Origin of the sequence: Streptomyces sp. NPDC048514 (genome assembly GCF_043199955.1) — a bacterium.
Lineage (GTDB): Bacteria > Actinomycetota > Actinomycetes > Streptomycetales > Streptomycetaceae > Streptomyces.
Genome location: NZ_JBICWT010000001.1, coordinates 469014 through 490615, shown reverse-complemented (window position 1 = coordinate 490615; position 21602 = coordinate 469014). Strand labels below are relative to the sequence as shown.

Genomic DNA, 21602 nt, shown 5'->3' with positions numbered 1-21602 from the left:
GGAACCACCGGCCGGGAGGGCGGCGTCCGGCTCGGCCGGTGCGTGGTCAGTCGGCGGGCCAGGCTCCGCCGAGCCGGCTGAGCCTGGCGGCCGCCGTGATGGTGGCGTGGATGTAGTGCTGGGGAGCTTCCGGCATGACGTCCATGGGCTTGAGCAGCAGAACCGCGCCCCATATCGCACCGTCCCAGATGACGGGCGCGGCGATGGAGTTCCACTTCGCCATGCACTCCTGGTGGCCCAGGGCGTAGCCCTGGTCCCGGATGTCGGCGAGAGAGGCGAGGAGTTCGTCGCCGTCGCGCATGACGCCGGGCCCCGCTTCCTCCGGGACCGGGTCGGCGGCCACCCGTCGCTGGATCTGTTCGGGCAGGTAGGCGAGGATCGTCCGGCCCGAGGCGCCGGTGCGCAGCGACCGCGTGACCGAAAGGACGTCGCGCGGCGTCATCCCGAGTTCGACGAGATCGGAATCCCCCACCGCCATGTCCAGGCACTGCCGGCCGGCTGTGCCGAACGGGGCCCTCATGTACAGGAAGACCAGGCCGCTGTCGGTCGCCGTGCGCAGGTTCTGCAGGACGTGCGTGGCCTCGCTGCCGGAGAGCTTGTCTTCGGACAGTGCGTGCAGTCCCAGGTCGGCGACCGTACTGCCGAGCTGGTAGAGGCCCCGGTCGATGCGGACGAAGGTGCTGTTGTAGGTGCCCGCCGTGAGCATGCGGCCGGTGGTGGAGTCGTCGAGGTCGGCGGTCTTGGCGATCTCGGACAGTCGATGGGCACCGGGGCCCAGAGTGATGAACGCCTGCTGCACCCGCATGAAGCGGTCCGCGTAGCTGGTCCCGGTTCCACGCTGTCCACTCATCAGCCGTACCCCCTCCACGGTGTCCGCGTCTCCTCCTGGAGCACGGTGGTACACGGCGCTGGCCTCACCGCGTACGGTCCGGCATCAGATTATTACGTGGCGGTATCGAGACTGAACTTGCCCATGCCGTTACGACTGTTGAGCACGTGGTGCACCTTGGACGCGTCGGCGAGCGGATAGGTCCCGCCCGTCACGATCTTCAGCGAGCCGTTGCCGACGGCGTCGAAGAGCTGCCTCATGGAGGCCGCCAGCGGGAGCGTCCGGTCGGTGTACAGGTGCGGGAGCCAGAAACCGGCGACGGTGACGGACCGCTGGAGCAGCGTGTGCACGGGGATGTCGGCCAGCTGCCCGCCGGCGAACCCGTAGACGACCAGGCGGCCGCGCGGGCCGACCGCGTCGAGGGTCTGCAGCAGCGTCTTGCCGCCGGTCATCTCCAGGGCGGCGTGCACGGGACCTCCCGCCGCGTCGAGGATCCGCTCCGCCAGACCGTCCTCGTCGGAGGAGTCGACGGCCGCCGCCGCGCCGAGGTCCAGGGCGAGCCGGCGCTTCTCGGCCGTACCGGCGAGCGCGATGACCCGGGCGCCCGCCCGGTGGGCCAGCTGAACGGCCAGCGAGCCGACCCCGCCGGCCGCCGCGGGAATGACGACGGTCTGCCCCTTGGTGACGTGGGCGACCGTGAAGAGGAGGTGGTACGCGCTGTTCCCCTGCAGGGCCAGCGGCACCGCCTGTTCGTCGGTGATCTCGTCGGGGACCTCCCATTGCAGTCTGCGGTGGACGGCCGCCTTCTGCGCATAGCCGCCACCTTGGATCAGTGCCACCACACGCTTGCCGTCCGGGGTGGTGCCGACGACCTCGTTGCCGGGGGTGTACGGCAGCTCGACCGGCGCGAGGTAGGTATTTCCGCGAACATGGACATCTGCGTAGTTAACGCCCGCAAGCCGCACGTCCAGCAGAATCTGACCAGGCCCGGGTTCGGGTTCGGGGATGTCTTCCAATTGCAGAACCTCAGGGCCACCGAATTCCCTCATGACAATGGCGCGCACGGTACTCCTATCGATACGGATGCATGTACGACGACAGGCTAGGGCATCCCCGTGACGCCTCCGACCTGGGCATCTTGCCTCCTACATCTTTCTCACGAGGTGAGAAACGGCCGCCCATTTCTCACTCGGCGAGAAGGTTCAACTTAGAACTTCTCGCGAGATGAGAATGGGAATCCAAGGGTTGCATTTGCCCTTTCGGAGAGACATAGTGATGCCGCCTCACTCGGCCGGACACTTTCCCTCGCAGCGACGACGGGGAACCGGGAGCCGGCCCGGGGGTGGGCACCGGAGTGCTCCGGGAGGCGTACGGGGACGGGCGGAGGACAGCGAATGAAGGACCAAGTGCCGAGGTCGGCGCCGGACCGAGCCCTCATGGGGTTGAGCCGGGCGTGAGCGCCGCACCGGTCTCCGCGCCCGCGGCCGGCCGCTTCAGGCGGCGGTGACCCGGTCGCGGTGATCCGGGTCGCGGTGATCCGGGTCGCGGTGCCCCGGTCGCGGTGCCCCGGTCGCGGTGACCGCCCCGTCGCGGTGCCCGTGCCGCCGTTCCCGATGGCCGTTCCAGGTCGGCGGTTGCCGTCGACGCGCGGTGGCGGTCACCTCATGTGACTCGGCACCGGTCACCGCACCACGCACCACCTAAGTCCGAACAACCAAGCCCTTGGGTCCTCCCACAGCGTGCAACGGCACGCCGGGCACAGACGGGCCGCTCGTCGTCCGCTCTCGCGGGCGCGAGCCGTCACGCCCTGTGCCGGAGCGCCCAGCACCTCATGCCGGAGGCCGTCGTGGCGTTTCCCCCTCCTACCCGTCGCCGGTGCGCCCGCAGCCAGATTCAGGCCGCCGGCGTCCAGGCAACCGTGCCGGTGCTCCTCGACGGAGGCATCGGCGTCCCGGTGGCCGTGCGGGCACCCGTCGACCGGGGCACGGCCATCGCGTCCACCGCCACGGCCGTGCGCCGGCCCGGGCACGCCGGCGGTCTCTCCACGATTCCGCCGACAGCGCCCCCGGCATCGGCAGCGGCATCCGCATCCGGAACGCGACAGACACCGCGGCCCGATCCCTGCCACCCCGGTCTGCCGGCGCCCCCGGCCCCGCTCACCACAGCGCCCTGCGGGCCGGCCGTGTCCGGGGCCAACTGGCAAGGCAGAGCGCGCATCTGGTCCTCGTAGCCGGTCGATGCCCTGACACCCGGCCACTTATCGCCCTGACACTTCTTCCGCCCTGGAGCCCGTTCCCATGGCCATCACTTCCGCCGCACCCGTCGTCGCGTCCCGGTCGGCTGCCGCCGGCACCGTGGCCGTCGTCGCCCCCCACGGCAGCCCTGCCCACGCGGAAGCCTTCGCGCGTCGGGGCTGGCGCACCGTGACCGTCGAACCGGAGGCCGGGCGGCGGCCCTCGATGTTCGAACCAGCCCGCGAAACCGGCATCCACGCTGACTCGGTGAAGCATCGCGGGTCGCTGCGGCAGACGGTGAAAGCCCTGCGTGGGCTGGGCGTCTCGGCCGTCGTCGCCGGGAGCGCGGCGGGCGTCGGGCTGGCGGACCGGATCGCCTGGCATCTGGGCTTTCCCCTGGGGGATCCCGAGACGTCACCGTTGCGCGGCGACCGCGGCGCGCAGGCGGCCGCCCTGGCCCGTGCCGGCATACCGGCACCGCGTGGTGTGCGCAGCACGGAACTCGCCGAGGTCCTGGCCTGGGCCGAGGCCTGCCCCCTCCCCGGCTATCTGCTGGCCCCCGCCGCGGCCGGCACACCGGTCGATCCGGTGGCCTGCGCCGGCGGAAGGCAGATCAACACCACCTGGCCGGTCATGAAGGAAGCGGCCGCCCGGTACTCCGACGACGCGCACCTGGTCCTCACCGAGCAGCTGCCGGTCCGGCAGTTCGTCGTCAACAGCGTCAGCCGTCCGGGTCCGTTCGGGCAGACGGAACACGTCGTCACCGACGTGTGGGCCGAGACCCGCTCCTGTGACGGGTCGCTCGACCGCAGTGACCTGTTGCCCCGTCACGAGCCCATGGTGCGCGCCCTGTCGGCGTACATGGCGCGTGTGCTGGACACCCTGGGGGTGCTGCGCGGTCCGGTCACCGCGCGCGTCGCCCACGACGAGCGCCGGGGGCCGCTCCTCGTCTCGGCGCTGGCCGTGCCCGGCATCTCGCCGGCCGACGAGGCGCTGCGCTCGGCGACCGGCTACGACCGCCTGACGGACGCGTTGGACACCTCCGTCCCGCCGCTGCCCGTTCCGCTCGGCGCCGGTACGGCCGGTCACCGGATCGTCCGGGTGCATTTGCGCCGGAGCGGCGATGCCGTCGACCCGCGCCTCGGGCACATCCTGCGCCGGCTGCCGACGGTGGTCGCGGCCGGCCCGGAGCCGTCGGCCCACGCCCCGGCGCTCGACAAGACCCGGTGCGCCGAGGTCGTCCTCAGCAGTGACCGGCCCGAGGCCGTCGAGGCGGACTACGGCATCATCCGGGCGCTGGAGGGCGAGAGCGTCTACGCCGCCTGACCCCACCGAGCCACCACTGAGTGCCTCCGAGAAGGACGCGCGCCATGTGGTGGACGGCAACCTCTCGGGCACACCGGGCCTGTGGCGCGGTGCGGCACGCCTGACGCCGACCCGTGACGGCGGCGTCCTTCGCCGGGACGGGCGGCGCGACGTCCGATCCCTCGAATAGGCTGCCGCCCTATGGAGAACACACACTCATGACAGCCATCACCCAGACGGCGCCGCGGGTGCGCTTCGACCGTCGGCGGACCCGTACGGAAGCACCCCGTCCGCCGCGCCGCCGCCGGGCACGGACCTCGTACACCGGGGAGCAGGCCTCGTGAGCGGGCGCGTGTCCGGTTCGGTGGGCCGGGGTGCCTGGCTGCGGCGTCTCGGCCCGGAACCGCCCGCGGCCGAGGCCACCTTGGTCTGCCTCCCGCACGCGGGCGGCGCGCCGGCCTTCTACCGCGACTGGCCCAGGTTGCTGTCCCCCACGCTCGACGTGGTGTCGGTGTGCTACCCGGGGCGTCAGGACCGGCTGGGCGAACCTCCCGCCACCGACATGGCCGAGCTGGCCGAAGAGGTGAGTGCGGCCCTGGCGCCACTGGCCGGGCGCCCGCTGGCCGTGTTCGGGCACAGCATGGGTGCGGTGGTGGGTTACGAGGCCGCTCGTCTGCTGCAGGCGCGGTACGGTGTCCGGCCGGTGTGCCTGTTCGTCTCGGGCATGGTGGCTCCGCACCGCGTTCCGCAGCGGACCCGGCACCTGCTGGAGGAGCCCGATCTGGTGGCGCACCTGCTCGAACAGGGCGGTACCGACCCGGAGGTGCTGGCCGACGAGGAACTGCGCGCGCTCGTCATGCCCGCCGTCCGCGCGGACTACCGGCTGATCGACACCTACCGGCCGCTGGCCGGGGACGAAGCGCTGGACACCCCGATCGTCGCCTACTACGGGCGGCAGGACCCGGCGGTCTCCGCGCCGGACGTGCACGAGTGGCAGCGGTGTACCCGGGCGACGGCGGAGGTCCACGCCTTTCCCGGCGGGCACTTCTACCTCAGCCGGATGCACGAGACCCTGACCGCGGACGTCCGCGACCGGATCCTGGCGGCGCTCCGGTCCTGACCCCCGCCCCGGCACCGGCCACGCCCCGGCCCACTTCACCGCGACCAACGCCTACAGCCTCCAGGGCCGGGCCGAGGCCGCCACCGAGGTGCGCGAGCGCCGGCTAGCCGGGGACCGGACGGCGCGACGGCGCTGGTGACCGGCGACATGGTGCTGGGTACGGCGCTGATCGGCGGAGTGGGCGGTCGCCGTTCTGGTGGCCGCCGTTCTGGTGGCCGCCGTTCTGGCGGTCGCCGTTCTGGTGGCCGCCGTTCTGGTGGCCGCCGTTCTGGTGGCCGCCGTTCTGGTGGCCGCCGTTCTGGTGGCCGCCGTTCTGGTGGCCGCCTGCCTGCCGGCGCCGGCACTCGCCGCTGCGCTCCCGGTGTCGGCCCCGGTCGCCGTGGTCGCGGTGGCCGACCGGAACGGTGGGCGGGCCGCCGACTAGCCCAAGGGGCTGATTCACCGGTGCCCCGGGGTGAACCACACCTCGTGACCCCGCGCCCACGGCGGCCATCCGCTCATGACCGTTAGCGTCGGCTCCTGTGCCGCTGAGCTATGCCTTCGTGAACCTCAAACCCGGAGTGGGAAAGACGACCAGCGCCGTCTGGTTGGCCCACGCACTGCACGCATCGGGCTTCGCACCGTTGCTCGTGGACAGTGACCCCGCGTCCTCCGCGCTGCGTTGGAGCGAACTGGCGGGTGGATTCCCTTTCCCCGTCTTCGCTCTGCCGGTCGGCGACGTACACCTGCGCGTGGACGACTTCCTCGGCGACCGGCAGGCCGTGGTGTTCGACGCCCCGCAACTGGAGGACCACGCCCACATCGCCCGGAGCATCATGCGGTACGCGGGCGAGTGGATCGTGCCGGTGACGCCGGCCCCGATCGAGCTGGACCGCATGGCACCCATCGACCGCGAGATGGACGACATGCAGTCCCTGCGCACCGGGCCCGCCCGCGCCGCCGTCCTGCTGAACCGCACGAACCGTCCCGACGCCACGCGCACCGGTCCCGACGCCGATGCCCGCGAGGCCCTCACCGAGCGGGGCTTCGACGTGTTGTCCACACACATTCCGCGGCTCGATCTGTACGCCCAGTCGTTCGGCAGCCCCGTCGAGGTGAGGGGGACGGCCTACATGGACCTCGCGGAGGAACTCATCAAACGTCAGGACACGGTGTGAACCAGCGCAAGGACACCTACCGGGCCGCGCTCCAGCGCCGCCCGGACACCACGACGCCCACCCCCACCAAGGTCACTCCGCTGGACACCCGCTACGTCAAGGTGGTCATCGAAGTGGACCCGGCCTTGCCCAGCGACTTCTCCCGGTGGATCGGACAGCCCGTGTCCGCACTCCTGCGGGCGAGCGCCGCGGTCCTGCGTCCGCTGACACAAGGCCGCTGACACAAGGCCGCTGACACAGGGCCGGTGACGCGTCGGCCCGAGCGGCCGGCCACCCCGGGTCCAGTGCCACAGGGCCGCCGACCCGCCGGCCCGTTCAGCCGTCCCAGGTCCAGTCGGCCACTTCGGGGAGATCCGTGCCGTGTTCGCGGATCTGGTCATGGTGGCGCTGCCGGGTGTCCTCCATGCGCTGGCGCACGGTCGCCGCCCGCACCGCCAGGCCGGGTACGCGGTCGATGACGTCCATGACCAGGCGGTAGCGGTCCAGGTCGTTGCGGACGACCATGTCGAACGGTGTGGTGGTGGTGCCGATCTCCTTGTAGCCGCGCACGTGGAGGTCGCGATGACCGGTGCGCCTGTAGGCCAGGCGGTGGATCAGCCACGGATAGCCGTGGTACGCGAAGATCACCGGCTTGTCGGCGGTGAACAGCCCGTCGAACTCGAAGTCGGTCATCCCGTGCGGGTGTTCCTCACTCGGCATGAGGCGGGCGATGTCCACGACGTTCACCACCCGCACGGCCAGCTCCGGCAGCCGGCGGCGCAGCAACTGGGCGGCGGCCAGTACCTCCTGGGTCGGCACGTCGCCCGCGCAGGCCAGCACCACGTCCGGTTCCCGCGTGCCGTCCTCGGTGCCGGCCCACTCCCAGATGCCGGCGCCACGGGCGCAGTGGACCCTGGCCTCCTCCATCGACAGCCAGTCGAAGCACGGTTGTTTGCCGGCCACGACGACGTTGACGTAGTCGCGGCTGCGCAGCACGTGGTCGGCCACCGACAGCAGGGTGTTGGCGTCCGGCGGGAAGTAGACGCGCACCGCTTCCGGGCTCTTGTTCAGCACATGGTCGACGAACCCGGGATCCTGGTGGGAGAAGCCGTTGTGGTCCTGCCGCCACACGTGCGAGGTGAGCAGGTAGTTGAGGGACGCGATGGGGGCGCGCCAGGGCAGGCGGCGAGTGGTGCGCAGCCACTTGATGTGCTGGTTGACCATCGAGTCGACGATGTGGACGAACGCCTCGTAGCAGGAGAACAGCCCGTGCCGGCCGGTGAGGAGGTAGCCCTCCAGCCAGCCCTGGCAGGTGTGTTCGGAGAGGATCTCCATCACGCGGCCGTGCCGGTCGAGATCCTCGTCCACGGGCAGGGTGGCGGCCTGCCAGGCCTTGCCGCTGGCCTCGTAGACGGCCTGGAGCCGGTTGGAGGCGGTCTCGTCGGGGCCGACGAGGCGGAAGTCGCGCCGGTCGGTGGTGGCCGCCATGACGTCGCGGAGCATGTCACCGAGGACGCGGGTCGGCTCGTGCAGGGCGGCACCGGGCTTGTCGACGGCGACGGCGTAACGGTCCAGCGGAGGCAGGGGCAGCTCGCGCAGAAGCAGGCCGCCGTTGGCGTGCGGGGTGGCGCCGAGCCGGTGTTCCCCCTGCGGCACACAGGCCAGCACGCCCGCGCGCGGGGCGCCGTCCTCGTCGAAGAGTTCATCGGGCCGGTAGGAGCGCATCCACCGTTCCAGCTCGCGCAGATGTTCCGCATTGTCACGTACGGCGGCGAGCGGCACCTGGTGGGAGCGCCAGGTGCCCTCCACCGGCAGTCCGTCGACCTCGGCGGGACCGGTCCAGCCCTTGGGGGTGCGCAGGACGATCACCGGCCAGCGGGGCCGGTCGGTGGCGCCGTCCTCGCGGGCGGCGCGCTGGGCGGCGGCGATACGGTCGAGGGCGGTGTCCATCGCCTCCGCCAGCGCGCGGTGGACTGCGGCCGGCTCGTGGCCGGTGACGTGGATCGGCTCGTGTCCGTAGCCCTTCAAGAGGTCGTCGAGTTCCGTCCCGGACAGGCGGGCCAGGACCGTCGGATTGGCGATCTTGTAGCCGTTCAGGTGCAGGATCGGCAGCACGGCGCCGTCGTGGACCGGATCGAGGAACTTGTTCGAATGCCAGGAGGCGGCCAGCGGGCCGGTCTCCGCCTCGCCGTCGCCGATCACGCAGGCGACCAGGAGGCCCGGGTTGTCGAGGGCGGCGCCGTAGGCGTGGGACAGCGAGTAGCCGAGTTCGCCGCCCTCGTGGATGGAGCCCGGGGTCTCGGGGGCGACATGGCTGGGCACACCGCCGGGGAAGGAGAACTGCTTGAAGAGCCGTGCCATGCCGGCCGCGTCCCGGGTGACGTCCGGATAGGTCTCGGTGTAGGACCCCTCCAGCCAGGAGTTCGCCAGCACCGCCGGGCCGCCGTGGCCGGGGCCCCAGATGCACACGGCGTCCAGTCCGCGGGCCTTGATGACGCGGTTCAGATGGGTGTGGACGAGATTGAGGCCGGGCGAGGTGCCCCAGTGACCGAGCAGCCGTGGCTTGACGTGCTCGGGCCGTAGCGGCTCGGTCAGCAAGGGATTGGCCATGAGGTAGATCTGGCCCACGGAGAGGTAGTTCGCGGCGCGCCAGTGGGCATCCAGGGTGGCGAGTTCCTCGTCCGTGAGTTCGCAGGGCACCTGCTGGGGGCTGAGGGACATCGGGGTCCTTCCAGCTCGGGCGGTCGGTCGGGCGCGGCGGGTGCCGGCGGGCACGGCACCCCACCGTCCGGCGGACAGCGGGTACCCGGTAGGGCCGGTCGGGCACGTTCCCGGCCCGGGCCGCCCTGCCGAGGCCGCCGTCACGGTGCGAGGTCCACCCCGTCCAGCGTCCGCCCCGCCACCCGCTCACGCCCGGTGACCAGCTCCGGATGGATGCGCCGGAACACCTCCTCGGGGGACGTCAGCCGCTCGCGTTACGGCACCCCCTCGCGGACGTCAGCCGCTCGCCGCACGTCAGCCGCTCGCGTTACGGCACCCCCCTCTCGCGGACGTCAGCCGCTCGCCGCACGTCAGCCGCTCGCGTTACGGCGCCCCTCGGAGGACGTCAGCCGCTCGCGGGACGGCACCTCCGCAGGGGCGGCGACCTGGAGGTGCGGGCCGGTCCGGCGCGCCTCTCCCGCCGGCCCGCGTCCCGCCCGGTCCCGGGCACCGCACCGTCACAGCTGGCAGGTCCCGCCGTCGCTAGAACATCCCGCCGTCGATCCGCAGCGTGCGGCCGGTCATGTAGGCGGCGTCGTCCGAGGCGAGGAAGGCGTATCCGGCGGCCACCTCGGACGGGTGGGCCAGCCGCTTCAGCGCGATCTGGACGCCGGCCCATTCGTCCATGGACATCTTGCCGACCAGGCCGGGATGCTGGTAGGCGGTCCCGTGCTCGGCGGCCATGTCGGTCGCGGTGCCGCCCGGCGCGATGGCGTTGACGGTGATCCCACGCTGCCCCAGCTCGGCGGACAGGTTCAGCACCATCGACTCCACCGCCGCCTTGCTGGAGGCGTACAGGGTGTGTCCGAAGACGGCCCGGGACGCGCTGACCGAGGAGGTCAGCACGATCCGGCCACCCTCCTTCATGTGGGCGGCGGCGTGCTGGACGGCGAAGAGCTGACCACGCGTGTTGACCGCGAAGAGACGGTCGAAGTCCGCCGGGGTGATCTCCTCCAGGGCGCCGAAGTGCTCGATGCCGGCGCAGGACGCGAGCACGTCCAGCCGGCCGAACTCTTCCACCGCCCGGTCGATGAGCACTCGGGTCTGCTCCGGGTCGGCGACGTCCGCCTGTACGGCGACGGCACGCCCGCCGTCGCCGGCCAGTTCCGCGACGAGCGCGTGCGCCGCCTCCCTGTTGCCGCGGTAGCCGATGGCGACGGCGGCCCCCTCGCCGGCCAGTCGTCTCGCGACCGCGGCACCGATGCCCCGGCTGCCCCCGGTGATCACAGCCGCCTTGCCCTCGAAACGTGCCTTCTGCACGGTTGGCACCCCTTCTCTTCGCACGCACCCATGGGAGATCCGGACGGCGGCTCCGATGCCCCCCGGATGCCGGACGAGCCCCACGGCACGGCGGGAACGCCCCGTTCATCGACGCCCTCGTGCCGCGAGGTCCGGTCCGGCCTCTCCACCGTAGCAGTAAGTGAAGTAAATCCTTCACTTACTCACGCACCCGGGCCGGCGCTGGCGTAATCTCGACGCGGCCACCACCGGTACGACGAGGGAGACGGATCACGGTGCCCCCCAGCACATCCCGAGGCAGCGGCGGCCCGCGGTTGCGGGCGGACGCCGCCCGCAACCGCGCCCAGATCCTGGCCGCCGCGCGTACCGCCTTCCGGGAGCTGGGAACCGCCGCCCCGCTGGACGAGATCGCCCGCCGCGCAGGGGTCAACATCGCCACGCTCTACCGGCGCTTCCCCGATCGCGACGCGCTGATCCGCCAGGTCGTCGTCGACGGCTTCGCCGTGGTGCTGCGTACGGCCGAGAGCGCGCTGCGGGCCGCGCCCGCGGACGCGCTGTCCGCCGTCGAGGAACTGCTGCTCCGTCTGGTCGAGGAACGGGAGATGCTCGTCCTGCCCCTGATCGGCGGCCCCGTCACCGACGACCCCGAGGCCCTGGCGCTCCAACGGCACATCGCGGAGCTGCTGGAGGAGCTGCTGGCGGCGGCCCGGTCCCAGGGCACCGTGCGCCCCGACGTGACCGCGGTGGACCTGATCACCACCGCAGTCCTGGCCTGCCGGCCGATGCCCCATCTCCCCGCCGGGCAGGCCACCGCCCTCGCCGGCCGGCACGTGCGCATCTTCCTCGACGGCCTGCGCCCGCCCGGCGCCCGGCCGCTCCCCGCGTCCCCCACGAACGAGGAGATCACCGCGCACTGGAGCACGGCGAAGGCCCCAACACCACCGCTGCGTCCCGGGACTTGACCCAGCCGCGCGGCTGCGCCCCGCGGCACGCGCCGGACGTGTCCGGTCCTCTCGCCGGTCCTCGAGGGGTGTGCTAGAACCGTCACATGCCCGTCAACGAGAGTTCGTTGTTCCATCTCGAGACGTTGAATCCGATCCGCAGGTTCGCCGAGGCACTCGCCGGCTCTTGTCTTGACCCTCATCTGCCGAGTTCCGAAGGAAAGCCCCGGGAACTGATCGCGAAGAACCCCGAACTGTTCACCGAGGGCGGGTCCTGGCCACGAGACGTGTGGGTCACCGGTGGGCTGGGGGCCACGCTCGACACCGTCCTCGTGAACACGGGTGACGGGCAGGAGCTGATCGATCTCTGCACCATCCTCACGGTTCTCGGGATCAACGATCCGTGGGTGAAGCTCAAGCAGCTGTCCTACGCGTTGTCCCGAAGCCCGCACCACGTCACGATCCGTCTGGGCTGCGACATGTACTACCGAGTCGCCCGCCGGATTCTGAAGTGCTTCGACAAGCTGGCCGAACCCGGCGACTACGTCATCAACATGCGGCAGTGCAACGGGTCGGACGCGGTCGAACTGGCCCTGCACGCGGCCTGGAACGCGGCGCGTGAATCGCCGGGTCGACGCAGGCTGGGGACGTTCCGGGGCTCCTACCACGGCGAGAGCCTGACGGCGAGCCTCATCAGCGAGCACCGACCTCAGCACGGTTCCGGCCGGCTGCTCGTCGAAAGAGCGGACAACGTGGCCTTCTTCCCCTCTCCGACAGATGAGGAAGACGGATCCCTGAGTGCCGAGTCGCTGGCCACGCTCGATACCCTGGAGCATGACGGCGAGGAGTACTTCGCCGTGATCATCGAACCGATCCAGTGGCGGAATTCGGTGCACGCCGTCCCGCTCGAATTCCTCCGGCGGTTGCGCGACGTCTGTACGCGCAAGTCCATCTGCCTGATCTTCGACGAGATCCACAACGGTTTCGGATACACGGGGGCCATCAGCTTCGCGGAGAACAGCGGGGTGTGCCCGGACATCGCCGCGATGAGCAAGGGACTGACCTCCGGCCACGGATCCCTCGCCATCATGGTGGCCAAAAGGGATTTCAGTTCGGTCGACGGGCCGTTCGCGGGGAAGTCCAATGCCGCGGACATGATGTCCCTCGTCGCGATCGACGCGGTGCTGGACCGGCTTCTGGGAATGGACCCCGAGGAGGTGGACGCCCTCCCCGAGTGGTTGCCGGACGAGCTGACCGCGGAACTCCGCACGGGCCTGCTCGACGCCGCCTACGGCCGCGCCGTGGCTCTGATCGATTCGCTCTTCCTCGAACTGCGCCGCAGATTCCCCGGAGTCGTGGGTGCGTCGACCGGGATGGGGCTGGTGCGCGGGCTGGTGATGCTGGACGAACTCGGCAGGCCGTCCGAGGCGGTCGCATCAGCGGTGGCCGGGCGCTGCCTCGCGAACGGTGTCTACGTGCGCCAAGCGGGCACCGCCCTCTTCGTCAAGCCCAGCCTCGTGCTCGGGCCGGCCGAGGCGGACCGGGCGCTCGACGGGCTTGCCCGCACCCTGGCCCAGGTGGCGCAGGACCGCGGGGAAGCGGCGAGGTCCGCGTGAGCCCGGACGGGCCGAGCTGTTGCCGCGGCTGAGCGTCGCGATCGGCGGGCCGCAGGGCATCGGCAAGTCGACGGCCCTGCGCCTGCTGGCGGACCGGCACCCCGACTACGAGACGATCTCCGTCGGCGACCGGTTCCCCGCCGACTTCCGGTCACTGCCCGCCGCGGACCGGGCCCGGGTCCGGGCCGGGGCAGGCGCCCGACTGGAGTCGCGGCTGCTGGCGAACCGGGATGGCGTCGTCGTCGTCGATCTCCACTACCTCGACCTGCGGGAAGCCGATCCGCGGGTACAACGCCCGGAGGTGCTGGCGCGGTTCGATCTGCACGTGCTGCTCGTCGCGCCCGCCGACGTGCTCCTCGCCCGACGCACGTCCGACCCCGGCAGGACGGATCGGCCGGTCTCGCTCGCCGATGCCGAGCGTGACGTGGCCGCCCACATCGAGTACTTCGGCCGGGAGCCGGCCCTCGGCCCGGACGCCCTCGTGCTCGACTGCCGGCCCGGGCCCCTGGAGGTGGCACGAGAGCTGCACCACCACATCGCCGCCCGGCTGGACGCCGGAAGACGGTAGGCACCTGACGGCCGTAGCCGCCCGACGACCGGAGCCACCGGACGACCGTGGGCGCCGGACGACCGTGGGCACCGGTCGTCGGGGCCGGGCGGGCACGGGGCCGGACAGCGGACGCCGGCCGGCCTCACCCGGCCCGCATGCCGGCCACCGCCTCGATCGCCCTGGTCATTCCCGCCAGCGCCTGATCGACCTCCCGCTGGGTGATGACCAGGCAGGGCTTGACGAAGAGGGCCGTGCCGGCCTGCCTGACGTGGACACCGTGGTCCATGCACCCCCTCGCCACCTCGCCCGCGAGCGCCGAGGACGGACGCCCGTCACCGCCGAGCATCACCAGCCCACGCATCAGCCCGGCCCCCGTCGCCCGGCCGGCCGTCGCCGGGAAGCGGCGGCGCAGCTCGGTGAGCATCTCGTCGATCATCTTGACCGTACGGGGATAGGTGGTGGAGAGAAGGCCCTCCCGGAGGTCCCGCTCCATGCCGGCGGGGAGCCAGTGGGGAAGCACCTCGGCATCGGGGCCCGTCACCCCGAGCAGCCGGTCGAGCACCGCATCGACCGCCACGAGCGACAGCATGTTCGCCGAATTGGACTTGAACCCGAACGGGGACTCGACGGTGCCGAACGCCCGGTCCGCGACGATGAGGGAGAGCGCTCCGTGTCCGGAGGTCAGCCCCTTGCCGAGCACCGAGATGTCGGGATGGACGCCCGACACCTCGCCGTACCGGATGGCACCGGTGAACCCGAACCCGTTCTGCACCTCGTCGAAGATCAGGCAGATCGATTTCGCGGTGCAGATCTCGCGAAGCCTCCGGAGGAACTCGGCCGGGACCACGTGGACCGCGTTGCGCCACGGAATCGGTTCGAGGATGACGGCGAAGTACTGCGCACCGTCACGTTCCAGGGTGGCGAGTGCGTCCAGGGTGGCCGCGTCCAGCCGTCCGTCCGGGCCGGTCGCGGGGATCGGGAACTGCTCGACGTTGTCGGCCCGGTCCAGGAGGACGCGGCCGGAGCCGCGTTCGGGCTGGTGGTCGCTCACCAGGACACCGCCGAGGTTCGAGCCGTGGAACGCGCCCACGAAGGAGGCCAGTCTGCGGCGCCCGGGGGACGTGCGCGCCGCCGTCCAGGCAGCGTGGAGCGCCAGCTCGACCGCCCCCGAGCCGGTGCACTCGCGCATGTTCAGGACGTGGTCCCTGCCTCCGCCGGTCTTGTCGAAGTACCTCGACAGTCTGTTCGCGACCCGGTAGTAGAGATCGTTCCCGAAGCGGACGGTCACGTAGTGCGGTCGTTCCGACAGCACGTGCGCGATCTGACGGAGCTGCACCCATGGGTCGTTGAGACCCAGCACGGTGTTCTCCGTCATCGAGCACAGATCGATGAGCTCGGACCCGTCGGACAGCCGGAGGGTGGCTCCACGACCGGAGACGGCGCTGAGGTGCCGCGGTGCGGATCCGCGCATGAACATCGCCGCTTCGAGGTCGTACGCACCTCCGTCCGATCGCCGGTACTGCGGCCGCGTGGGGTCGAGCACGGTTCCGCGGAGCGCGGTCACCAGTGGTTCGAGGTCGGGTACGGCACCCGGCGCAGGCATCGCGTCCTCCGCGGCACCACTCATTTCGGCTCCTCCCGGGCGACAGGGTGCAAAAGCTCGTGGAAGGTGGCCGCCAGCCGGTCCCCGGCCAGCTCGAAGTCCGCCCCGGTCGTCGACAGGCTGGGTTTGACGTACACGGAGTGGCCTGCTCGGCGGACGTAGACACCGTGTCTCAGGCCGAGGTCCGCGACCTTGCCGGCCACGTGCCCGGACGGCCGGCCGTCCGGGCCGAGCATGGCGACACCGCGCATCAGGCCGAGGCCGCTCGCGGGCCCCACCAGCGAGGGGAACCGGTGCTGCAGATCGGCCAGGAAGTCCTCCAGCATCCCGGTCACACGCGGGTAGGCGGTCGCCAGGAGGCCGGCGCGCAGGTCCGCGGCCAGACCGGGCGGCAGCCAGCCGGGCAGGGCCGCGAACTCCTCCGGAAGCATGCCCGTGAGCCGGTCCATCACCGCGTCGACGGCGACGAACGACAGCATGTCCCCCGAGTTGGTCTTGCTGCCGAACGGCGCCTCCACCTCGGCGAACTCCCGTCGGGCGACGACGATGGCCAGCGCGCCGTGGCCCGAGGTCAACGCCTTGCCCGTGGCCACGATGTCCGGACAGACGTCGCTGCTCTCCGCGAAGAAGACGGTCCCCGTGTAGCCGAACGCGTTCTGCACCTCGTCGAAGACCAGGCAGATCGACTTGCGCGTACACACCTCCCGAAGCCGGCGAAGAAACTCCGGCGGTACGGCGTGCACCGAGTTGCGCCACTGGATCGGCTCGATGAGCACGGCGAAGTACTCGTCACCGGCATGCTCCAGGGCATCGAGCGTGGCGAGCGACTCGGCACTCAGGCCGCCGCCGTCCGCGCACCTGGGCGAGGGGAAGTGCACCACGTTGTCGACGCGGTCCACCAGTGCGCGTCCGGCGCCGTACGCGGGATCGTCCTCGCAGACGAGGCTGGCCAGGACGCTCTCACCGTGGTACGAGCCCTGGAATGCGGCGAGTCTGCGCCGGCGCGGTGCGCCGCGGGCCGCGCGCCACGCGGCATGGAGGGCCAGCTCCACCGCGTCCGAGCCGTTGCACTGGCGCAGGTTGATGACGAAGTCGTCGGGGGCTTTGAAGCGGCTCAGCCGGTTCAGGATGCGATGGGCGACGCGGTGGAACAGGTCGCTGCCGATCCGCGCCGGGAGGTAGTGGGGCTGCTCGGAGAGCAGGAAGGCGGCCTGCCTGAGTTTCACCCACGGATCGTTGATGCCCAGTACCGTGTTGCAGGTCATCGAGCACAGATCGACCATCTCGACGGGTGCCGCGGTCCGGGCCAGCGAGCCCTGGATCCGGGAGCCGAGCGCCGTGTCCGCCCAGAACTCCCGCGCGACCGAGCCGCCCGCGGTGAAGAGCGTGGCGTTGCCGGCCAGGTGCTCCTGAGGTGTGCGGTCGGCCGGCCGCCCTCCGGGGTCCAGGCAACTGCCTTCGAGCGCCGCGGCGACCTTACGGATCGACTCGATGCTCGAAAGGTGGAACGGCGTGTCGTCGGGCGTCGTCAAGTCCTGCCCCGTGTGCGCGTCAGGCATCTCGCCGGGTCACCTCCTTTGTCTCCATGCCGCTGTCCTCGGCCACCATGTGCGCGAACAGGTCGAGGAGCTGCCGGCATCCCTCGTCCAGGCCTGCGCCCCCGGAGGCCACGAGCAGCCGATGAGCCCACGCGCACGCGAAGTACAGGTAGGCGGCCGTGGTGCGGAGCCGCTGAACCCCGTCGCAGCGGGCGAGTGCGTCGCGGAGGTCGCCGAGCAGGGCGGAGCAGTTCGACGCGGTCTCTCCCGGTACGTGGGAGGAGAGGGCACCGCGCGCGTGCCCGGCGATCTCACCGGCACGGATCAGCGGATCCCCGCCGCCCCAGAGGCACGTCCCGATCACGTCCGTCACGTGAAGCCGTGACATGACTTCGCCGTACTGCACGTCGTCCAGGGCCGCATCGCGGATCCTCACCAGGGCGATGTCGCGACCGCGGTCGTCCTCGAACCGCGCGGACAGGCGCAGGTCGAGGTCTGCGTTGAGATCTGCCGCCATGACGTCGACCAGGTCGAGCGCATCGCCCGTCCACCGGGGCTTCGTGGCGGCCAGGTCCGGAGTCGACGCGTACTCCGCGCGCATCGCGGCCAGGCCCTCCTCGTCCTCGACCGAAGTACGCCAGGAGAGGGGGCGGCCACGACGCCCGGCGGCGACGCCGCCGGAGGCCGGCCCCACCAGGACCGGGTCGGAGAACATGTAGAAGGAACCGGGGGACTCCCGCGTGAAGTTGAGGGTGAACACGTCACGGGTCTCCGAGAGGTTGCGATGGCCCGAGTGGATGCCGTTCGTGTCGAACACGACGCAGGTCCCGGCCGTTCCGTGGCCGAGGAACAGACCGCCGTTCCCGAACCGGAGAGCCTCGTCGAGAGTGAACTTCGTCTCGCGCTGTGTCCGGAACTTCCAGGGGACCTGCTGGCTTCCGCAGACGTACCGCATGGCCTGGCCGTCGGGCGTCACGTCCGTCAGCAGGACCATGACCTTCAGCTCTTCGAACGGCCCCTGGGTCTTCATGTCCTGGTGGTAGTCCCAGGCGCGGTACCTGAGCGGCTTGCACGGACCTTGCCGGTATCCGCGCGCCGAGACGAAGCGTGACGGGCCGTCGAAGTACCGGTCCAGGATCTCCGTCAGTTCCGGGAGGTGGGCGAAGTCCTTGATCATCTCGACGGTGCGGCGCGCGCACTCGTCGACCGCCAGGTTGAACGACAGCTGTCGCAGAGAGGTCGTCCCGCCCTTCCTGCCGATCTCGGCTTCGAACCGGTCACGCAGTCCGAGGAGAGTGGGTTCGTCGACGAGGCCGTCGACCGCGGCGATCCCGTTGTCCCGGAAAGGGTCCTGCCCGGACTCCTCGCACCGCGACCCCGCCGACTCACCCGTGGGAAGGCCGCTCGTCTCCCGGCGTGCGGGCGACTGGTCGTGCGTCAGAGCGGACAGCACCGAACGGCCCTTGGACGCCGTGCGCCCGGGAGCGGTGGCGCCCCGCGGGTCGACCAGGCAGCGGGGCAGCGGACGGCTGCGGGCGATCGACGCGGCCTCGCCACGCCGCCACGCGTCGCCGTCCAGCGTGGCGAGCAGCAACCGTTCGCGGTAGGTCGGCGGTTGCCAGTCGTGCAGGCCGGCGATCCAGCTGTGGTCCCAGTGGCAGATGACCTCCGGCAAGGAGTCGGGCCACAGCTGCGCTCGTTGTTCCGCCTCCGCACGGGCGGACGGCGGCGCCCCGAACTCGAACGGCTCGTAGGTGAGGCCGGTGGGGCGCGTGCCGGCCACCAGCGTGTGCGGTACATGGCCGGAGGTGAGTTCGCCCGCCTCGACGCCACGCTGGACTCCGCGCTCGTACCCGCAGACCAGCCCTGCCTCGTGCACCGCGATCGCGAGGTTGTCGGGCCCCCCGGCGAGGCTGAACCGTGCCGTTCCCGTCAGCGACGGATCGTGCCGCAGGTTGCGCAGTTCGAAGAACCGGGGATGAGCGCCGACCTCGCCGGGGCCGACGGCCACCCCGTGAGCGGCGGCGAGGAATCTGCAGGCGGCCTCGCGGTAGGTGGTCACCAGGGCGGCGACCCGGCGTCTGGCCCTCCGGAACGGTTCCGACCCGGCGAAGCCGGCGGTCACGTCGTTGCTGAGGCAGCCGTTGTCCTTGAAGCGCGCGAGGATGCCCAGCGGGCAGGGCGTACTCGCCGCGGCCGGGCCGAGTGAGTGCGTGAACTCGACGTCCATGTCGGTGCACATGCCCCGCTCGATCACGAAGCTGAGCAGCCGAGCGTAGTCCGACACCACGGAGAGGTTGCCCTTGGCGTCCTCGGGCCCGAAGAAGTGTGCGTCGATCTCGGCGTGGATGTGGTCGAGAATGACGCGCTCGTCCGCGTCGGCGGCCGGGATCGTGCTCACGTCGCGCACCTCGACGCCGAGCCGGCCCGCGAACTCGAACAGGTCCCGTGCGGCATCCGGCAGGAGGACGGATCCGGCGACGACGAGCAGGATCCGCCCGCCGTCGTTCATCGCACGTAAGCGAGCGAGCCGGGCGCGGTGCTTCGCCGGGAGGCCGTCGGCACTGATCCAGATGCGAACCTGGTCCAGGCAGTTCACCGTCGGCGTCTGCGCCGGGTGTGCCGGAGCGCCGGGCACCGTCGACGCCCGCGCCGGGTGTCGCGGAGCGCCGGTCGACGGAGCGGGGTTGCCGGGCCGTCGTTCGGCGTCAGCGCTCATCGCGGAGCCGCAGGACGTCGTCGAAGGTCTTCGTCAGTGCGTTCAGAGCGGCCTCGGTCTCCGCACGGGTCAGCACGAGGCACGGTTTGAGGAGCACGGCGGTGTCGGCCTGACGAACGTAGACCCCGTGCGCCAGGCAGATTTTGGCCGCTGCCACGGCAAGACGCGTGGACGGCCGGCCGTCCGCCTCCAGCAGGACCAGACCTCGTACGAGGCCCACGCCGCGGGGCGGACCGATGAGAGTCGGGAAGCGACTGCGCAGCTCGGCGAGCAGCTCGTCGACGAGAGCGACGGCATGCGGGTACGCGGATGCCAGCAGGCCCTCCCGCAGCTCGGCCGCGAGCCCGGGCGGGAGCCAGGCGGGCAGCATCTCCTGCTCCGGCTGTTCCAGGCCCAGGAGCCGGTCCAGCACGGCGTCCGCGGCCACGAGCGCCAGCATGTTGCCGGAGTTGGACTTGGCCCCGAACGGAGTCTCCGTCTGCCGGTACCTGTGCCTCGCGACGATGATGGCGAGCGAGCCGTGGCCCGAGGTCAGCGCCTTGCTGATGGCGCTGATGTCGGGGCTGACGCCGGACGTCCGCGCATAGCCGATGGAACCGGTGTATCCGAACGCGTTCTGCATCTCGTCGAACACGAGGCAGATCGACTTCCGGGTGCAGACCTCCCGAAGCCGGCGAAGGAACTCCGTCGGCACGGTGTGTACCGAGTTGCGCCACTGGATCGGCTCGATGATCGCAGCGAAGTAGGAGTCGCCGTCCCGTTCGAGGGTGTCGAGGGTCGACAGCGCGCTCGCGCTCAGTTCCTGGTCGTCGTCGTCCAGTTCCGGGGTCGGGAAGAAGACCACGTTGTCGGGGGCGTCGGCGAGCAGGCGACCGGGCTGGTGCTCGCTCACCCAGTTCGCGGTCAGGCTCTCCCCGTGGTACGAGCCGCGAAACGTCGCCAGCTTGCGGCGCCCGGGATCGGAGGCGGCCGACTTCCACGCGGCGTGGAGCGCGAGTTCGACGGCGTCGGAGCCGTTGCACTGGCGCAGGTTGACCACGTAGTCGTCAGGGCCGCCGTTGCCGTTGAAGCAGCCGAGGATCCGTCGCGCTGTCCGGTAGGTGAGGTCGTGCCCCATCCGGGCGGTCAGGTAATGCGGCTGGGTCGAGACGAGGAACGACGCCTGTTTCAGCTTCACCCACGGGTCGTTGATCCCCAGGATCGTGTTCGCCGTCATGGAGCACAGGTCGATGAGTGTCAGCGGAGTGTCCGTCGCCACCGCCGTCGCCTCGACCGTCGCACCCAGACCGGAACGGGCCCAGACGTCCCGTGGGGCGGATCCGGAGGTGAACAGCAGGCTGTTGTCGGCGAACTGTTCCGCCGCTGCGAACGTCGACTTCGGCCGAGCCGGATCCAGGCATGTGCCGTCGAGCAGGGACAGCAGTTCGCGGACGTGTGTCAGGTCCTCCAGGTGGAATCGCTCTGCACGATCGACGATTTCGGACGAAGGTGGATCATCCCCTCTGACCACGGTGGCGATCGTACTGCGACCGTCCCGGGCTGAACAGGCCCCCCGGACGGCCGAGCGCGTTTCCGGACAGCTGCCGGGCGGGGGGATACGGACCCCGCTCCGGTCCCGGAGGTCCGGGTCACCGCTCCTGGGACCGTGGCCCGGGGCCGGGAGCGACACCCGGCGACGCCGCTGTGCGACCCCGGCGCCGCTGTGCGACCGCGGCGGCTATTCGACCGTGGCGGCGTCGTACCGGGGAACGGTGGCACCACCGCCCGTCTTGACCGCTTCCACCACCGCCTGGTGCAGGTCCCGGCTGTGTCGCTCGGTACGGCAGGACACCGGGCTGCCGGTGAGGGTGAACCACTCGGAGGTGTCGGTGTACTGGACCGTCACATCGCACTCACTGCCGTCCCAGGTGGTGTGCACGGTCAGGTCGCCGACGACGATCCCTGCCTCGTCCGTGCGTGCGCCGCCCCGGCCGGTGAAGACCCCACGGGTCGTCCATGATGCCCAGACCATG

17 protein-coding genes are annotated in these 21602 nt (G+C 71.2%); 8 read left to right on the top strand and 9 right to left on the bottom strand.

Annotation, left to right across the window (positions count from 1 at the left end; genetic code table 11):
* Positions 1-46: 46 nt before the first annotated feature.
* Both ACGFT2_RS02080 and ACGFT2_RS02075 read right to left on the bottom strand, forming a co-directional pair.
* The gene (locus tag ACGFT2_RS02080) at positions 47-850 is read right to left on the bottom strand and encodes an IclR family transcriptional regulator C-terminal domain-containing protein (RefSeq protein WP_393272542.1); all 804 of its coding nucleotides are present in this window, start codon (positions 848-850) and stop codon (positions 47-49) included.
* A 92-nt stretch (positions 851-942) separates the two neighbouring features.
* Positions 943-1845, bottom strand: coding sequence for a zinc-binding alcohol dehydrogenase family protein (locus ACGFT2_RS02075; protein WP_393272540.1), 903 nt, complete (start codon positions 1843-1845; stop codon positions 943-945).
* Positions 1846-3126: 1281 nt separating this feature from the next.
* Here ACGFT2_RS02075 and ACGFT2_RS02070 point away from each other — a divergent pair.
* The 5 genes from ACGFT2_RS02070 to ACGFT2_RS02050 all read left to right on the top strand — a co-directional run bounded on the left by ACGFT2_RS02070 (position 3127) and on the right by ACGFT2_RS02050 (position 6866).
* Positions 3127-4389: a hypothetical protein gene (locus ACGFT2_RS02070; RefSeq protein ID WP_393272538.1), complete on the top strand. Its 1263-nt coding sequence runs from the start codon at positions 3127-3129 to the stop codon at positions 4387-4389.
* A gap of 319 nt (positions 4390-4708) precedes the next feature.
* Entirely contained in the window at positions 4709-5488 is a 780-nt protein-coding gene (locus ACGFT2_RS02065) for a thioesterase II family protein (RefSeq protein WP_393272537.1), read from the top strand.
* A 196-nt stretch (positions 5489-5684) separates the two neighbouring features.
* Positions 5685-5912 (top strand): hypothetical protein, encoded by a 228-nt coding sequence (locus ACGFT2_RS02060; RefSeq protein WP_393272536.1) that lies wholly within the window; start codon positions 5685-5687, stop codon positions 5910-5912.
* 97 nt (positions 5913-6009) lie between these two features.
* Positions 6010-6645 carry an AAA family ATPase gene (locus tag ACGFT2_RS02055; RefSeq protein ID WP_393272534.1) on the top strand — a complete coding sequence of 212 codons (636 nt, stop codon included), beginning with the start codon at positions 6010-6012 and terminating at the stop codon, positions 6643-6645.
* Positions 6642-6866: a hypothetical protein gene (locus ACGFT2_RS02050; RefSeq protein ID WP_393272532.1), complete on the top strand. Its 225-nt coding sequence runs from the start codon at positions 6642-6644 to the stop codon at positions 6864-6866. The genes ACGFT2_RS02055 and ACGFT2_RS02050 overlap by 4 nt, the downstream gene beginning before the upstream one ends.
* Positions 6867-6960: 94 nt before the next feature.
* On the opposite strand, the gene ACGFT2_RS02045 is transcribed toward ACGFT2_RS02050, so the two are convergent.
* Together ACGFT2_RS02045 and ACGFT2_RS02040 are read right to left on the bottom strand one after the other, a co-directional pair.
* The gene (locus ACGFT2_RS02045) at positions 6961-9345 is read right to left on the bottom strand and encodes a phosphoketolase (RefSeq protein WP_393272531.1); all 2385 of its coding nucleotides are present in this window, start codon (positions 9343-9345) and stop codon (positions 6961-6963) included.
* Positions 9346-9867: 522 nt separating this feature from the next.
* Positions 9868-10644 carry an SDR family NAD(P)-dependent oxidoreductase gene (locus tag ACGFT2_RS02040; RefSeq protein ID WP_393272529.1) on the bottom strand — a complete coding sequence of 259 codons (777 nt, stop codon included), beginning with the start codon at positions 10642-10644 and terminating at the stop codon, positions 9868-9870.
* Between the two features lie 254 nt (positions 10645-10898).
* Here ACGFT2_RS02040 and ACGFT2_RS02035 point away from each other — a divergent pair, with 254 nt between their 5' ends.
* The 3 genes from ACGFT2_RS02035 (at position 10899) to ACGFT2_RS02025 (ending at position 13748) form a co-directional block, all read left to right on the top strand.
* Positions 10899-11585, top strand: coding sequence for a TetR/AcrR family transcriptional regulator (locus ACGFT2_RS02035; RefSeq protein ID WP_393272527.1), 687 nt, complete (start codon positions 10899-10901; stop codon positions 11583-11585).
* Positions 11586-11671: 86 nt separating this feature from the next.
* Positions 11672-13180 (top strand): aminotransferase class III-fold pyridoxal phosphate-dependent enzyme, encoded by a 1509-nt coding sequence (locus ACGFT2_RS02030; RefSeq protein WP_393272525.1) that lies wholly within the window; start codon positions 11672-11674, stop codon positions 13178-13180.
* Positions 13181-13199: 19 nt separating this feature from the next.
* Positions 13200-13748, top strand: coding sequence for a hypothetical protein (locus ACGFT2_RS02025; RefSeq protein ID WP_393272524.1), 549 nt, complete (start codon positions 13200-13202; stop codon positions 13746-13748).
* Between the two features lie 124 nt (positions 13749-13872).
* On the opposite strand, the gene ACGFT2_RS02020 is transcribed toward ACGFT2_RS02025, so the two are convergent.
* From ACGFT2_RS02020 to ACGFT2_RS02000, 5 genes are all read right to left on the bottom strand, one after another.
* The gene (locus ACGFT2_RS02020) at positions 13873-15357 is read right to left on the bottom strand and encodes an aminotransferase class III-fold pyridoxal phosphate-dependent enzyme (RefSeq protein ID WP_393272522.1); all 1485 of its coding nucleotides are present in this window, start codon (positions 15355-15357) and stop codon (positions 13873-13875) included.
* A complete protein-coding gene (locus ACGFT2_RS02015; protein ID WP_393272521.1) occupies positions 15354-16892 on the bottom strand; it encodes an aminotransferase class III-fold pyridoxal phosphate-dependent enzyme in 1539 nt (512 codons plus the stop codon). Before ACGFT2_RS02015 ends, ACGFT2_RS02020 begins: the two co-directional genes overlap by 4 nt.
* Positions 16885-19383 carry a phytanoyl-CoA dioxygenase family protein gene (locus ACGFT2_RS02010; protein WP_393272519.1) on the bottom strand — a complete coding sequence of 833 codons (2499 nt, stop codon included), beginning with the start codon at positions 19381-19383 and terminating at the stop codon, positions 16885-16887. The genes ACGFT2_RS02015 and ACGFT2_RS02010 overlap by 8 nt, the downstream gene beginning before the upstream one ends.
* Before the next feature lie 196 nt (positions 19384-19579).
* Positions 19580-21100: an aminotransferase class III-fold pyridoxal phosphate-dependent enzyme gene (locus ACGFT2_RS02005; RefSeq protein WP_393272517.1), complete on the bottom strand. Its 1521-nt coding sequence runs from the start codon at positions 21098-21100 to the stop codon at positions 19580-19582.
* Positions 21101-21307: 207 nt separating this feature from the next.
* Positions 21308-21601 (bottom strand): hypothetical protein, encoded by a 294-nt coding sequence (locus tag ACGFT2_RS02000; protein WP_393272515.1) that lies wholly within the window; start codon positions 21599-21601, stop codon positions 21308-21310.
* Between the last annotated feature and the right edge of the window lies 1 nt (position 21602).